Origin of the sequence: Arthrobacter sp. Alg241-R88, from assembly GCF_900537115.1 — a bacterium.
In the GTDB taxonomy this organism is placed as follows: Bacteria; Actinomycetota; Actinomycetes; order Actinomycetales; family Micrococcaceae; genus Arthrobacter.
Genome location: NZ_UNRG01000002.1, coordinates 39,802 through 53,678 on the forward strand (window position 1 = coordinate 39,802; position 13,877 = coordinate 53,678).

General features: G+C 65.6%; 12 protein-coding genes. 4 read left to right on the plus strand and 8 right to left on the minus strand.

Going from position 1 to position 13,877, the window contains the following annotated elements; genetic code table 11:
* Window positions 1–202: 202 nt before the first annotated feature.
* The gene (locus G6R19_RS05015) at window positions 203–2,011 is read right to left on the minus strand and encodes an AMP-dependent synthetase/ligase (protein WP_163163007.1); all 1,809 of its coding nucleotides are present in this window, start codon (window positions 2,009–2,011) and stop codon (window positions 203–205) included.
* Window positions 2,012–2,190: 179 nt separating this feature from the next.
* Between G6R19_RS05015 and G6R19_RS05020 the strand changes: the two genes are divergently transcribed.
* Window positions 2,191–3,282: an ROK family glucokinase gene (locus G6R19_RS05020; RefSeq protein WP_240341771.1), complete on the plus strand. Its 1,092-nt coding sequence runs from the start codon at window positions 2,191–2,193 to the stop codon at window positions 3,280–3,282.
* 4 nt (window positions 3,283–3,286) lie between these two features.
* Here the strand turns inward: G6R19_RS05020 and G6R19_RS05025 are convergent, their stop codons facing one another.
* The 3 genes from G6R19_RS05025 to G6R19_RS05035 are packed head-to-tail and all read right to left on the minus strand — an operon-like array spanning window position 3,287 to window position 5,449.
* The gene (locus G6R19_RS05025; protein WP_163163009.1) at window positions 3,287–3,865 is read right to left on the minus strand and encodes a hypothetical protein; all 579 of its coding nucleotides are present in this window, start codon (window positions 3,863–3,865) and stop codon (window positions 3,287–3,289) included.
* On the minus strand, window positions 3,852–4,664 hold the full coding sequence (locus tag G6R19_RS05030; protein WP_163163011.1) for an alpha/beta fold hydrolase: 813 nt from the start codon (window positions 4,662–4,664) through the stop codon (window positions 3,852–3,854). Before G6R19_RS05030 ends, G6R19_RS05025 begins: the two co-directional genes overlap by 14 nt.
* The gene (locus G6R19_RS05035; protein WP_163163013.1) at window positions 4,661–5,449 is read right to left on the minus strand and encodes an alpha/beta fold hydrolase; all 789 of its coding nucleotides are present in this window, start codon (window positions 5,447–5,449) and stop codon (window positions 4,661–4,663) included. The genes G6R19_RS05030 and G6R19_RS05035 overlap by 4 nt, the downstream gene beginning before the upstream one ends.
* A 111-nt stretch (window positions 5,450–5,560) precedes the next feature.
* On the opposite strand from G6R19_RS05035, the gene G6R19_RS05040 reads away from it, so the two are divergent.
* Together G6R19_RS05040 and G6R19_RS05045 are read left to right on the plus strand one after the other, a co-directional pair.
* Complete coding sequence (locus G6R19_RS05040) at window positions 5,561–6,418, plus strand: lysophospholipid acyltransferase family protein (RefSeq protein WP_240341772.1); 858 nt, start codon at window positions 5,561–5,563, stop codon at window positions 6,416–6,418.
* A 116-nt stretch (window positions 6,419–6,534) separates the two neighbouring features.
* On the plus strand, window positions 6,535–7,926 hold the full coding sequence (locus G6R19_RS05045; RefSeq protein ID WP_163163015.1) for a 3-deoxy-7-phosphoheptulonate synthase class II: 1,392 nt from the start codon (window positions 6,535–6,537) through the stop codon (window positions 7,924–7,926).
* Between the two features lie 82 nt (window positions 7,927–8,008).
* Here the strand turns inward: G6R19_RS05045 and pknB are convergent, their stop codons facing one another.
* Both pknB and G6R19_RS05055 read right to left on the minus strand, forming a co-directional pair.
* Complete coding sequence (pknB, locus tag G6R19_RS05050) at window positions 8,009–10,105, minus strand: Stk1 family PASTA domain-containing Ser/Thr kinase (RefSeq protein ID WP_163163017.1); 2,097 nt, start codon at window positions 10,103–10,105, stop codon at window positions 8,009–8,011.
* Window positions 10,106–10,209: 104 nt separating this feature from the next.
* Window positions 10,210–11,592, minus strand: a complete 1,383-nt coding sequence (locus G6R19_RS05055) for a lytic transglycosylase domain-containing protein (RefSeq protein ID WP_163163019.1) — start codon at window positions 11,590–11,592, stop codon at window positions 10,210–10,212.
* A gap of 242 nt (window positions 11,593–11,834) precedes the next feature.
* Between G6R19_RS05055 and G6R19_RS05060 the strand changes: the two genes are divergently transcribed.
* Complete coding sequence (locus G6R19_RS05060) at window positions 11,835–12,188, plus strand: Rv2175c family DNA-binding protein (protein WP_205484251.1); 354 nt, start codon at window positions 11,835–11,837, stop codon at window positions 12,186–12,188.
* 35 nt (window positions 12,189–12,223) lie between these two features.
* Here G6R19_RS05060 and G6R19_RS05065 read toward each other — a convergent pair whose 3' ends face one another.
* Both G6R19_RS05065 and G6R19_RS05070 read right to left on the minus strand, forming a co-directional pair.
* A complete protein-coding gene (locus tag G6R19_RS05065) occupies window positions 12,224–13,318 on the minus strand; it encodes a polyprenyl synthetase family protein (RefSeq protein ID WP_163163020.1) in 1,095 nt (364 codons plus the stop codon).
* Complete coding sequence (locus tag G6R19_RS05070; RefSeq protein WP_163163022.1) at window positions 13,315–13,842, minus strand: hypothetical protein; 528 nt, start codon at window positions 13,840–13,842, stop codon at window positions 13,315–13,317. The genes G6R19_RS05065 and G6R19_RS05070 overlap by 4 nt, the downstream gene beginning before the upstream one ends.
* Between the last annotated feature and the right edge of the window lie 35 nt (window positions 13,843–13,877).

Sequence of the window (13,877 nt, forward strand, 5' to 3'; positions counted from 1 at the left end):
CGTGAGGGAGGATCCTTTCGTTGCATCCGGCGGGAGTGGCCGCCCGGGCCAGGCCCCGGTTCGGAAGGCGGGCCGCGGTCCGGCAGCGTGCGTAAAAGGGGCCCCGCGCCCCTGCTCGCCGCGAAGCGGCCATAGCGGGGCGCGGGGAATAGCACGCAGAGGATCGGGGCCCGCGTCCCAGGCCTGCCTCTTGAGATGCCTGCTACGAGCGTGGTGCCGAGTACATTTCCTCGATCACCGTCTCGAAATCCTTCATCACCTGTGCCCGCTTGACCTTCATCGAGGGGGTCAGGTGACCTGAGGCCTCGGTGAAGTCAGCAGGCACGATCCGGAAGGACTTGATGGCTTCGGCCTGCGATACGGAGGCGTTCGCTGCGGTGACCAGGTCCTGGACGGCTGCTTTGACCACCGGGTTGTTGGCCGCATCCTCGAGGGAAGTGTCGGCCGGGAGGTTGTGGCGCTGCAGCCAGCCGGGCAGGGCTTCCTGGTCCAGGGTGACGAGGGCCCCGATAAAGGGCCTGTTGTCACCGACCACCAGCACCTGGGAGACCAGGGCATCGGCACGGATCTGGTCCTCAAGCAACGCGGGGATCACGTTCTTGCCCCCGGCGGTCACGATGATTTCCTTCTTGCGGCCGGTGATCCACACAAAGCCGTCATCGTCGAGGCGGCCGATGTCGCCGGTTCGGAACCAGCCGTCGGCGAAGGTTTCCGAGGTAAGGTCCTCCCGCTGGTAGTAACCGCGCATAACGCAGGCGCCCTTGGCAAGGATTTCGCCGTCCTCGGCAATCCGCACTGCGTTCCCGGGCAGCGGCTTGCCCACGGACCCGATCTTGATCAGCGACGGCGTGTTGACGGAGATGGGGGCTGTGGTTTCAGTCAGGCCATAGCCTTCGAGTACCTGCAGGCCGATGCCTTGGAAGAAGTGGCCCAGACGTTCACCCAGCGGGCCGCCACCGGAGACGGCATGGGCAACGTGGCCGCCCATGGCAGCCCGCAGCTTGCTGTACACCAGCTTGTCGAAGAGGGCGTGGCGGAGCTTGAGGCCAAGGCCCACCCGCCCGTCCTGGCGCGCTTTTGAAAAGGCGATGGCAGTGTCAGCGGCCTTGTGGAAGATGGCGCCCTTGCCGCCGTCCTCGGCCTTGGTCAGCGCGGAGTTGTAGACCTTTTCGAAGACGCGGGGCACGGCAAGGATGAAGGTGGGCTCGTAGCTTTGCAGGTCAGCGAGGAGGTTCTTGATGTCCGGTGTATGGGCCACCGTTGTTCCGGCAGCCATGGCCAAAACGGAGATGAACCGTGCAAAAACGTGGGCCAGCGGCAGGAACATGATGGTCTTGGCATTCTCATGGACGATCTCGCCGATGATGGCGAGGGCGTTGTCCGAGAGTTCAACGAAGTTTCCGTGCGTCAGTTCGCAGCCCTTGGGGCGGCCCGTGGTACCGGAGGTGTAAATGATGGTGGCGACGTCGTCCAGGGTGGCCGTCGCGCGGCGCGCCTCGAGATCCGCGTCGCTGACGTCGCGGCCGGCTTCACGGAGGGCGTCCAGCCCCTGGCCTTCCAGTTGCCACACGTGCTGGAGCGCAGTGAGGCCCTCGGCCGTAACCGCCTGGCGGATCACGTCCTCATGGTGGGCTGCTTCGCCAAAGGCTGCCACCGCGCCGGAGTCGCCGAGGTTCCATGCCACCTGTGACGGGGAGGAGGTCTCGTAAATCGGAACGGATACTGCTCCCGCAAACCAGATGGCAAAGTCCACCAGGGACCATTCGTAGCGGGTGCGGGACATGATGCCTACCCGGTCACCCGCAGCCACGCCGCTTGCCATCAGTCCCTTGGCCAGGGCCGAGACGTCGGCCAGGAAATCCGTAGCCTGGATGTCCTGCCAGGCACCGGCGGAGCCGCGCCGCGAAAACAGTGCCGGGTTGCTGGGCTTTGCAGCCTGCCGCAATACCAGATCAGTGATGTTGGTTTCCGGTGGGACAACAACAAGAGGCGGAACACTGAATTCGCGCACTATAGCTCCTTTGATATCCGAAGACCCGCGCAGGGGTATGCCTAAAGACTAGTACGCCTGTACCGGGCCATGCAGTATCTAAACCTACTGACGAGTAACTTTGGCGTCAATGGTGCCCTGCGGGACATGCGGGGACGGCCTCCTTCACCCCCTGAACCGCCAGCCTAGAATGGTTGACTATGTATGCACCGCCCCCCGGCGAACAGGCCGGCCCCTTGCCACGACCGGTTCCGTGGAGGCGGCGCCCAACCACCGGCCGGACCAGGTTGCGCCACGGCGAAGGCCTGCGCGAGCACCTGCGCCTTGGCCGGAAGGGCCTTGCCATCGGGATCGACATCGGGGGCACCAAGGTGGCTGCCGGCGTGGTGGATGCCGAAGGCCGGATCCTCAACGAGGCGCGGCGCTCGACGCCCGGCACGGATCCCCGGGCAGTGGAGCAGGTGATTGTGGAGCTCGTGGAAGAGCTCGGCCGGGGGCACCGGATCTGGTCGGTCGGGATCGGCGCCGCCGGGTGGATGGACCTCGACGGCGGCACGGTGCTTTTTAGCCCGCATCTCGCCTGGCGGAACGAGCCGCTCCGGAAAAACCTGCAGAACCTGTTGCGCCGTCCCGTCCTGCTCGCCAACGACGCCGACGCCGCAGCGTGGGCGGAGTGGCGCTTTGGAGCCGGGCAGGGTGAAGCCCGGCTGGTGTGCATCACCTTGGGCACGGGGATCGGCGGGGCCATGGTGATGGACGGGCGGGTGGAGCGCGGCAGGTTTGGCGTGGCCGGCGAGTTCGGCCACCAGATCATCATGCCCGGCGGCCACCGGTGCGAGTGCGGCAACCGGGGGTGCTGGGAGCAGTACGCGTCCGGGAATGCGCTGGGGCGTGAAGCCCGGATCCTGGCGCGGGCCAACTCCCCGGTGGCCCAGGACCTGCTCGCAGCTGTGGGTGGCAACACCGATACGATCACCGGTGCGATCGTCACCGAGTTGGCTCTGGCCGGCGACGCTGCTTCCCGTGAACTTATCGACGAAGTAGGTGAGTGGCTCGGACTCGGGCTGGCGAACCTGGCCGCGGCGCTGGATCCCGGCCTGTTTGTTATCGGCGGCGGCCTCTGCTCAGCAGGGGACCTGCTGGTGGAACCTGCCCGAAAGGCCTTCGCCCGCAACCTGACCGGCCGCGGCTTCCGGCCTGCTGCCGGCATTCAGTTGGCGGCCCTGGGACCGAACGCCGGCCTGATCGGGGCGGCGGACCTCTCCCGGGTGAGCAGCAGGGTGCGCGCCTGAGGCACTAAACGCGGGCGCCGTCGTCGTTCTCGTCTTTTTCCTGCGGAAGCTTCATGATCAGGTAGACCGTCCCCAGGACAAACACGGCCACGATGCCCACGATCGCGAGCATCGGTGCAGAGCGCCAGAACATGGCCGACAGCAGCAGGGCCACGGGCCCGCCCACCGCGGCCAGCCAGGCCAGCATGGTCAGCGGGTCGGTTCCGGCCAGGCTCGGGGGCTCCTCGGGAATGAATTCGCCGTCGTCCCCGTCCACGTCATAGTCGCGTGGCCCCGCGGCCGCGTTGCCGTTCGCGGCGTCACCGGTGGTGGCTGCCGACTCCTGCCGCTCGGCGGCGGAAAGCTCGGTGGGGGCGGACCCGGCAAGTCCCAGGGGATCGAAGTCCCGAAAAGTGGCGGACCTGGCCGCGGGAGCGGGTGTGCCGTCAGGCGCCTCCGGGTCGTCAGTACCGTCAGTACCGGCGGTACCGGAACCGGCAGGGCCTGCCGGCGAGTCTGCTTCGAGGCGGGCCACGAGGTCAAGCCAGACGGCGTCGTCGTGGTTGGAGCCCTGGTCGGGGGAGCCGGAGTCAGGCCTGTTCATGGGAAGCCTCCTGGACGGGCGCAGCTGAAGCGGACGCAGCGCCGGCAGTGGACACCACGCTGCGGATGAAGTCCACGGATCCAGCAAAGATTTGGTCGGCGTCGTTGTCCATGGTGGCCACGTGGTAGCTGTTTTCCAGCCGGACCAGCTCAAGGGGCGCATGGGTGAGGCCGCGGCGCAGCGCCACGATGCTGGAGTCGGACACCACATGGTCAACCGTGGAGCGGTAGACCTGTACGGGAGAAGTGACCCTGGGCAGGATCCTGATGGTGTCCTTGAACATCTTGTTCAGTTCGTGGGCGGCAGCTACCGGAGTGCGGGGATAGGCGCCCTCATCCATGCCTTCTTTAAGGATGTCGTTCGCGATGGCCGGTGTGCTTTTCATGACCAGCTTCAGGATTCCGGCCAGCGGCGCGCGCGGATCGTCAATCACCAGCCCCGGATTCACCAGGACCACCCCTGCCACCGGACGTGTGGCGGCGATGCGCAGCGCCAGCGCTCCGCCCATGCTCAGGCCGGCGGCAAAGACGTAATCGCACTCCGCGTCCAGCTCCAGGTAGGCGTCATCAAGTGCGGCATGCCACTGCTGCCACGTAGTCCGGGCCAGCTCCTGCCAACTGGTGCCGTGGCCCGGCAACAGTGGCATGCGGACAGCGAAACCCGCGGCAGCGAAGGCTTGGGCCCACGTACGCAGGCCGTGGGGGCTGCCGGTGAACCCGTGCGAGAGGACCACACCGATCCGGGGCCCCTCGCCATTGGATGGACTGCTGTAGGGGCTGTGGTCCGGGCTGGAGGTCATGGGGTCTCCACTGAAGTGTTCTGGCGGGCGTGGGCATGGAAAAAGGCGCTGGATTTCGAAAAGATCTCCGGCGCGTCCAGGTCCAGCGTAGCCACATGACCGCTGCTGGCAAGGCTGACCACCTCTTCAAGGTGCGTGCCCAGGCGTTTTTTCAGTACTGCCAGCGAGGTGGGCGGGACTACTGCGTCCGTGTGCGACTTGAATACCTGCACGGGAGCTGTGACGCGGGGCAGGCCACGGGATGCAACCCCGAACAGTTTCTTCAGTTCGTGCACGGCGGAGAGCGGTGTGCGCGAATAGTCGCCGTCTTCGGTGACAACCGCCGTGGGCTGCTCCTCCTGGATGGGGAGGGTGGTCTTCTGGAAATACTTCAGCACGCCAATGACGCGTACCCGGCGGTCGTAGAAGCTCAGGCCGGGGTTCACCACCGAGACTCCCGCCACAGGGTGCCTGGAAGCAGCCAGCAGCGCGATGGCTCCGCCCATGGACAACCCGGCGACAAAACATGTATCCGTCCGCTCCGAAAGCTCCAGGTAGGCGCTTTCGAAGCTGTTGTACCACTCGCTCCAGCGCGTCCGGGCAAGCTGGTGCCAGTTGGTCCCGTGCCCGGGCAGCAGGGGAACGGTGACCGCGTAGCCTTGCGAAGCGAGGTGTTCCGCCCATGGCAGCACACTCAGGGGGCTGCCGGTGAAACCGTGGCATATCGCCACTCCGATGCGGGCGTTGGCTCCGTGGCCGGGATAGCTGAAAGCGGCAGGACGGGACGGGGTGCTGCTTTCGCTCATGACTCCATCGTGTCACTGTTCCCGGCAAATCTCACTAGAGTAGGGTTGCATTGAACTGCTGGCCAGGCCCGACGCGGGGCCTGAGGGCTGCCTTCCGGAGGGGTTTCGCACGTGTTCTATTGGGTGATGAAAAGGATCTTCCTGGGTCCGGTGCTGAAGCTGCTTTTCCGCCCGTGGGTGAAGGGCCTGGATAACATTCCGGCCGAAGGTGCGGCAATTATCGCCTCCAACCACCTCTCGTTTTCCGACTCGATTTTTATGCCGTTGATGGTCCGCCGTCCGGTGGTGTTCCTGGCCAAGTCCGAGTACTTCACGGGCACGGGAATCAAAGGCAGGCTGACGGCCCTGTTCTTCAGGCTCACCAACCAGTTGCCCATGGACCGGTCCGGCGGTGCCGCGTCGGAGGCATCGCTGAGTGCCGGAATGGAGGTACTCACGCATGGCGGGCTGCTGGGCATCTACCCGGAGGGGACGCGCAGCCCCGATTCGCGCCTCTACCGGGGAAAGGTGGGCGTTGCCAGGCTCGCGCTCAAGGCCGGAGTCCCGGTGGTTCCGGTGGCAATGATCGGCACGGACAAAGTGCAGCCCATCGGCAAACGCCTGCCGAACATCCGCAGGATCGGCATGATTTTCGGTGAACCGCTGGACTTCAGCAGGTACCACGACCAGGCCGAGGACCGCCTGGTCCAGAGGCAGGTCACGGACGAAATCATGTTCGAGCTGATGCGGCTCTCCGGGCAGGAATACGTGGATGAATACGCGGCCGTGGTGAAGCTCCGGCTCGCGGGAAAGCCCGTTGACCCTGCTGCGGCTGCGGAACCCCTTGCCACCCCCGTGTCTCTTGAGGGCACCCATGCCGGCCCGGATGCAGATGCCCCACATGCCGGGGCCCCACATGCCGGTGCCGGGCAGCTTGCCCCCGACCCCGGAAAGCAGCAGGACGACGGCGGGGCTGCCGCCACCGCCTAACCCGCGCCGGCTTCCCGCTGCCAGCCATCCGGGCCCGGCGGATGTCTGTGACGCCGAGCCCTGGATGCGTGACGCCGTGGTGTTCCCCGTGCCTGCGCGACCGTTAGTCTTAGAGGGTGACTGAGCTATCTGCAAAACCTGCCTTTTCGCTGTCCAGCACCGCCCAGAGCGGAGCGGCCAACTATCCCGGACTCGATGACTGGCGGGACCTGCCTATTTCCCAGCAGCCCAGCTGGCAGGACAGGGACGTATTCGATGCCTCGGTAAAGGAACTCTCCGTCCTTCCTCCGCTGGTCTTCGCCGGCGAGGTGGATGTCCTCCGCGAGCGGCTGGCTGCTGCTGCCCAGGGCAAGGCGTTCCTGCTGCAGGGCGGCGACTGCGCCGAAACCTTCGAAGCAGCTACGGCGGACAAGATCAGCGCCCGCGTCAAGACCATCCTCCAGATGGCAGTGGTCCTGACCTACGGCGCCGCGATGCCCGTTATCAAGATGGGCAGGATGGCAGGCCAGTTCGCAAAGCCCCGCTCATCCAACGATGAAACGCGCGACGGCGTGACACTGCCGGCGTACCGCGGCGACATCGTGAACGGCTACGAGTTCACGCCCGAATCCCGCGGCCATGACGCCGCGCGAATGCTCCGCGCCTACCACACGTCCGCCTCCACGCTGAACCTCATCCGCGCCTTCACCCAGGGCGGATTTGCGGACCTGCGCTCGGTACACCAGTGGAACAAGGGCTTCACCGAGAACCCGGCCCACGCCCGCTACGAGTCCCTGGCGCGGGACATCGACCGGGCCATTATGTTCATGGAGTCCTGCGGTGCGGACTTCGAGGCGCTTAAGCGCGTTGAGTTCTTCGCCAGCCACGAGGCGCTCCTCCTGGACTACGAACGTGCCCTCACCCGGATCGACTCCCGCACCGGATTCCCGTACGACACCTCAGCGCACTTCCTCTGGATCGGGGAGCGCACCCGCGAACTGGACCACGCGCACGTCGATTTCCTGTCCCGCGTGCGGAACCCCATCGGCGTTAAGCTGGGCCCGTCCACCACCGGTGACGATGCCCTCCGCCTGATCGACAGGCTGGATCCGGAGCGCGAACCCGGCAGGCTGACGTTCATCACCCGCATGGGTGCCGGCAACATCCGCGAGAAGCTGCCCGCCGTCGTCGAAAAGGTCACCGCCTCAGGCGCGCAGGTCCTTTGGGTCACCGACCCCATGCATGGCAACACCGTGACGTCCCCGAACGGGTACAAGACCCGCAACTTCGATGACGTCATTGACGAGGTGCGCGGCTTCTTCGAGGTGCACCACGCCCTGGGCACTGTTCCTGGCGGACTGCACGTGGAAATGACGGGCGACGACGTTGCCGAGTGCCTCGGCGGAGCTGATCCGATCGACCAGGAAGCCTTCCTGGACCGCTACGAGTCAGTTTGCGACCCCCGGCTGAACCACATGCAGTCGCTGGAAATGGCGTTCCTGGTGGCGGGGGCACTCGCCAAGCACTGAGCTGTTCCAAACACTGAGCTGTTCCAAGCACTGATGTCCGGCCGGCACCTGCGGGTGCCTGGTGTGGGCGGGCCGGTCCCGCCTACACCACGGTCAGTGTGATGACTGATCCTTCAGGTACTTCTGTATCCACAGGGTCCTGGTCGCGGACGGTGCCGAAGAAGCCGCCCAGGATGTTGTTCACCTGCACGCGGAAGCCCAGGGCCTCAAGTGCCCGCTTCGCCTCCGTTGCCTGCTTGCCGATGTAGCTGGGTACCTCCACCATCCTGGGCCCCTTCGAGATGGTCAGGGTCACCGTTGCGCCGCGGGTGAGGGTCCCGTTGGCCGGGGACTGGCTGACCACCGCGCCCTCGGGGATGTTCCGGTCAAACACTTCTTCGCGCGCAACGTCAGCCTTCAGCCCGGCCGCTTCGATGGCGTCCTTTGCGTCAGCCTCATCCTGGCCCACTACGTTGGGCACCGGGATCGGCTCGGGGCCCTTCGAGACCACAAGGTTGACGGGCGTTCCCCGCCGGGCAGGGGTATCGGCTGCCGGATCCTGCGACAGGACAACGCCCGCGGCTGCAGCTTCATCAAACTGCTCGGTAACAGTCCCAAGCGCCATCCCGGCGGCGTTGAGGCCGGTCTTGGCTTCCTCCAGCGTGCCGGCCGTCAGCCCGGGCAGCGGGAATAGTTGCGGACCCTTTGAGACAAACACCGAGACCGGCTGGAATTTCCGGATCTCCGATCCGGCCGGCGGTTCAGTGCCCACCACCAGCCCGCTGGGAACATCCTCGTCGAAAACATCCCTGGAGGTGGACCGGAATCCTGCCTGGCTAAGGAGTTCCTGGGCCTGTGCCACCGTCTTGTTTGCCACGGTTGGGATGGCCGCGGCCGAGCCGGGACCCATGCCGAAGAACCAGCCGGCACCTGTGGCAAGCAGCGCGGCGATGACCAGGACCACCACCCACAGGACCCCACGGCGGCGCGGGCTCCCTTCGCGGAGGTTCCGTGCCGGAGTGGCTGCAGCGCGGGCCCGGGCTTTCTCCTCCTCCTTGTCGGCCTTGCGCTGCGCCCGCTTGCTCATAGGCGCCGGAGGCGTGGCGGCCCACGGGGCGTCGTCGTCCTTTTCCGGGGGAGTGAGGAGGTGCCGATGAGCGGAGTCCGCGTGCGGCGCCTCCCGGCCGGGAGCCTGACCCGCCTGCGGCTGCCGCGGCTGGTACGGTGGCGCCGCGGGCCGGCCAAACGGCATAACGCTTGTTGGATTATTTGTGCGGGATATCACTTCGGTCCGGTTCTGGTTTCCGGCGGGGCCCCCGGCGTCCAGGGCCGCGGGAGGCTGCAGGTCCAGTTCCCGATCGCTGAGGTTGGTCCTGATGTGGCGCAGTTCCTGGAGCAGCGCATTCCCGTCGATGGGGCGGTTCTCCGGATCATTTGCCGTACACCACTGCACCAGTTCGTCCACCTCCGCCGCCAGGCCCGGCACCAGGGCGGAAGGAGGCCCCACGACGCCGTTGACGTGCTGGTAAGCCACCTGGATCGGGACCTCACCGGTGAACGGCTGTTGGCCGGTCAGCATCTCGTAAAGCATGATGCCCACGGAGTACACGTCGCTCCGCGCGTCCGCGGATTTACCGAGGACGAGTTCCGGGGATAGGTAGGCAACGGTTCCCAGCAGCGCGCCCGTGCTGGTGGACGTGGTGACTGCGCGGGCCAGGCCGAAGTCGCCGATCTTGATTCTGCCGTCATCGGCTATCAGGACGTTCTCGGGTTTCACGTCCCGGTGGATGAACCCGGCTGCGTGGGCGGCGCCGAGGCCTTCCACCACGGGATCGATCAGCGCCAAAGCAAGCCGGGGCGGAAGTGCGCCCTTCTCCCTGATAACGTCCCGCAGCGTATGGCCTTTGATGTACTCCATGACCAGGTACGCGGTATGGGCGTCAGTGCCCTGGTCCAGCACTCCCACTACGTGGGGGTGGGACAGCCTGGCGGCAGCCTTGGCCTCTCGGCCCAGCCTGTCCAGGAAACTTTCATCGGCGGAGAGGTGGGGGTGCAGCACCTTCAGGGCCACGTCCCGCTCCAGCCTCTGGTCCGTCGCCACATAAACAGTGGACATGCCGCCGCGCGCCAGCCTGGACCTGACGGCGTACCGGTTGTCCACCAGGGTTCCTACCAGGGGGTCTGACACGTGTTCCTGCACCCTACGATCGTAATCCAGCAATGAAACGGGTCCGAACCGATATCGGTCCGGACCCGTGCCGAGTTCTCCTTGCCGCTCCCGATGCCGGGAAGCGGACCGCGGTGCTAGCCGAAGTTCTTCTGGTGTGCCTTGATGGCCGCGACGTAGGCCTTGGTGTCGTCGTACATGCCGTACTTGCTCACAGAATACTGGCCCTGGTAGTAGCCGGCGATGGCCGTGTCCCGGTCCTTGCTGGTGGCGAGGAGCTGGCGGATGATCGCCACCCCGGCCGTCGCATTGTCATAGGGATCAAGGAGGTTCAGCTTTCGTCCCACCAGGTCCGAGGCCCACTGGCCCGAGCTGGGGATGACCTGCATGGTCCCGATGGCGTTGGCGGGGGATACCGCGCGCTGGTCGAAGCCGGACTCCTGGTGGGCGAAGGCGAGGGCGAGTGACGGCTCCACACCCATGGCGCGCGCGGTGTCCGCAACGATGCCGCGCATCTGCTCCCGGGAGGGGACGGGCGAAGCGTTCAGGAGCGCCTTGTTTTCGTTTGCCGAGCTCACCACGGCCGCCGGGTAGCTGAAGCCAAGGAAGGAACTGGGCACCAGCGGCGTGACCGAGGCAGCCGGCTGCGGGGCCTGCTGGCCGGCGCCGGGGATGGCCAGCTTGTTGCCCGGGTAGATCACGGTGCCCATGTTCATGCGGTTGGCGGAGAGGAGCTCCGAAAGCTTGACGCCGTGGCGCGAAGCGATGGCGGAAAGCGTGTCGCCTGCTTTGACCGTGTACGAGCCGGAAGCCGGGGCAGGGGCGGAGGAGTTTGCCAGGGCCGGGGCGGGTGCTGCCGGGGCAGGGGCCGGGGCGGCCGGGGCTGGAGCGGCATCACCACCGCCGACTTTGACTTTCTGCCCGGGGTAGATGATGGAACGCATATTGAGGTTGTTCCAGGCGAAGACATCGGCAAGGCTCACCTTGTGCTTTGCAGCAATGGCACCCAGCGTGTCGCCAGGCTTCACGGTGTAGGTGGCACCGCCGCCGGCAGTGGAGGGGGCAGCGGGAGCGGCTGCCGGCGCCGGGGCTGCCGGCGCGGCGGCCGAGCCTGACAGCTTGATCTTCTGTCCCGGGTAAATGATGGTGTTCGCCTGCAGGTTGTTAAGCTTCAGTATTTCGCCCGTGTTCAACCCGAACCTGCCCGCAATGGCACTGATGGTGTCGCCCCGGGCGATCGTGTACTCAGCCGGTGCGGCCGGCTGCGCCGGCTTGAAGGCCGTGGGGATGGTGGTGGAGACGGACGAGGCCGGGATGACAGCCGCCGTCGCCTGTGCTGCCGCCTGTGCTTTCATCGCCGCGGCCAGCGTGGCAGGCACGGCGCGGGCAGGCTGCTCGGCGGCGGCGGGCTGGGCGAGGGCCAAGGATGACAATACGACCGCTGGCAGCGCTGCCGTGGTGGCAGCGATCATAGGCAGACTCGGCTTGGGGGGCTGCTTGGGCGAGCGGGACATCGTCATGGAAAGAATCCTCTTCTCAACTGCGGGCGCGGGCGGGGATGCCGCTGTCATTCTGATACTACTGTTACTCGTGTTATTGCTGTTACGAATGTGATCTATGTGAATCTCTCACGAATTTGCAGTTAGCACAAGAAATCACGCATTACCTGCAAGAAGTAATTCGTGGAGTGTCCGCAGGTCAGGGCCGCTCCGGGAATTTTCCCGACTAGGCGCGGCGGTACGCCCCATGGCAACCTTGATCCGTGAGTAATGTAGAAAACCTCGTGGGCGAATGGTTGCCCTTGCCCGACGTCGCCCGTTTATTGGATGTTTCCATCACCAGAGTCCACAGTTTGCTTGATGAACATGCCTTGGCGGCTCTGCGGGTGGGAGAGCGGAATATCCGGTCGGTTCCGGCTGAATTCATTCAGGACGGCCAGGTGGTAGACAGCCTTAAAGGCACCATTGTTGTGCTCGCAGACGCCGGCTATTCGGACGAGGACCTTATCGTGTGGCTTTTCACGCCTGACGAGTCACTGCGCGGACGTCCCATTGACGCCCTGCGGGAGGGCCGCAAAACAGAAATCAGGCGCAGGGCGCAGACCCTGGCCTGGTAGCTGTCCGGCTTTGCCTCCTGCTTTGTCCCCCTTAGTCAGGAGGCACGGCTGACGGTTGCTTCAGCCAGCCTGCGCAGGGCGGTTTTGGGCAGTTCATGCAGTGGAAGCGCCTCGAGGGCGTCGAATGCTGCCGCGCCGAATTCATTGATCAGGACTTCAGTGGCCTGCAAAGCTCCCGACTCTTCGATGATCCGGCGGATCTCAAGAATGTCCTCATCGGAGAGGTCGGGGCTGCCCAGCCTGGCGTCGATAAAGGCGGATTCGGCTTCCGACGCCTGGTCCAAAGCCAGCGCCACCAACACAGTCCGCTTTCCTTCGCGCAGGTCGTCGCCGGCGGGCTTGCCCGTGGTAAGCGGATCGCCGAAGACGCCCAGCACGTCATCCCGAAGCTGGAAGGCCTCGCCAAGGGGCAACGCGAATGCCGAGTAGCCGCGGAGCAGTTCGTTCGAGGCTCCGGCGAGTGCTCCGCCGAGCGCCAGCGGATGCTCCGTTGAATACTTGGCGGACTTGAACCTGATGATGGACTGCGCCCTGCTGACCGCACCTGCGCGGTCCCTAACCGGGCCCGCGACTTCCTCCAGGATGTCCAGGTACTGGCCGGCCATCACCTCTGCCCGCATCAGGTTGAAGATCAGCCGCGCACGGCTGCCGGCTGCGGCGTTCTCGCCAATATCGGTGAACGCTTCCTCACTGAATGAGAGGCACAGGTCTCCAGTGAGGATTGCAGCGGCCTGCCCAAACCGCTCACTGTCCAGGGCCCAGCCGCGGGTCCCGTGGAGTTCGCTGAAGCGGCGGTGGACACTGGGTCCGCCCCGCCTCGTGTCGGAGCGGTCAATGATGTCGTCATGGATCAACGCGGCGGCCTGGAACAATTCCAGCGCTGCTCCGGCCGTCACTACCTGCCGGGCCGCCGGCTCGCCGCCGGCGCCCCGCCAGCCCCAGTAGCACATCAGCGCCCGCAGGCGCTTTCCGCCGGTCACCAGGTTGGAAATGGAGCCCATGATGGGTTCGATGTCCGGTGAGATGGCGGACATAATGGACTGCCGGGACGTGAGAAAGTCAGTCAGTTCACCTGCCACTGCCGCCACAAAGGCGGCCTGTTCATTCCTTAGCTGCTCAGCTGCCGTCACTTGGCTGACTCAGCTGCCACGTTGGCGCCGATGGTAAAAGTGACAACACCGGCCGCTTCCACGGCGGAGAGATTGACCGTCTCATTGTCTCCCCGGACAAAGTCCTTCGAAGCTACCGCCCCCACGGCTTCACCCGGGACTGCCTTGAACCCGCGGGCCTCCAGCTCCTTGGTGTAGAAGTCCAGGACAGCCGCAGCGGGCGAGGTTATGGTGGCAACCAGGGCGGCGGTGGCCGGCGTCGATGCCTTGTCGAAGCTGCTGGACACCACGCTCGCGCCGGGCATGAGCGGGAGGAGCTGCTGGGGGAATCCTTCGACGACGGCGCCCACCGTGGCGGACGTGTTGGGCGAGGCGGAGGGGCTGGCCGAAGCTGTCATGGTGGACTGGGCAGTTTCCGGCGAAGAAGCGGAGGCTGCGGGATCCGGTGTTCCTGAGGGCGTTGGGCTGCAGGCAGCAAGGGCCAATACCGCCCCGGCAGCGAAAGCCGCCAAGGCTGCTGGCTTAAGGTTTCCAATGACCGTCACAGGGACTTTCCTCCTGGTGTAGATGCCGGATTCAG

Coding starts and splice junctions, on each gene's coding strand:
- G6R19_RS05020 (WP_240341771.1), top strand. CDS start 2,191: ATGTATGCACCGCCCCCCGGCGAACAGGCCGGCCCCTTGCCACGACCG.
- G6R19_RS05025 (WP_163163009.1), bottom strand. CDS start 3,865: ATGAACAGGCCTGACTCCGGCTCCCCCGACCAGGGCTCCAACCACGAC.
- G6R19_RS05030 (WP_163163011.1), bottom strand. CDS start 4,664: ATGACCTCCAGCCCGGACCACAGCCCCTACAGCAGTCCATCCAATGGC.
- G6R19_RS05035 (WP_163163013.1), bottom strand. CDS start 5,449: ATGAGCGAAAGCAGCACCCCGTCCCGTCCTGCCGCTTTCAGCTATCCC.
- G6R19_RS05055 (WP_163163019.1), bottom strand. CDS start 11,592: ATGACGATGTCCCGCTCGCCCAAGCAGCCCCCCAAGCCGAGTCTGCCT.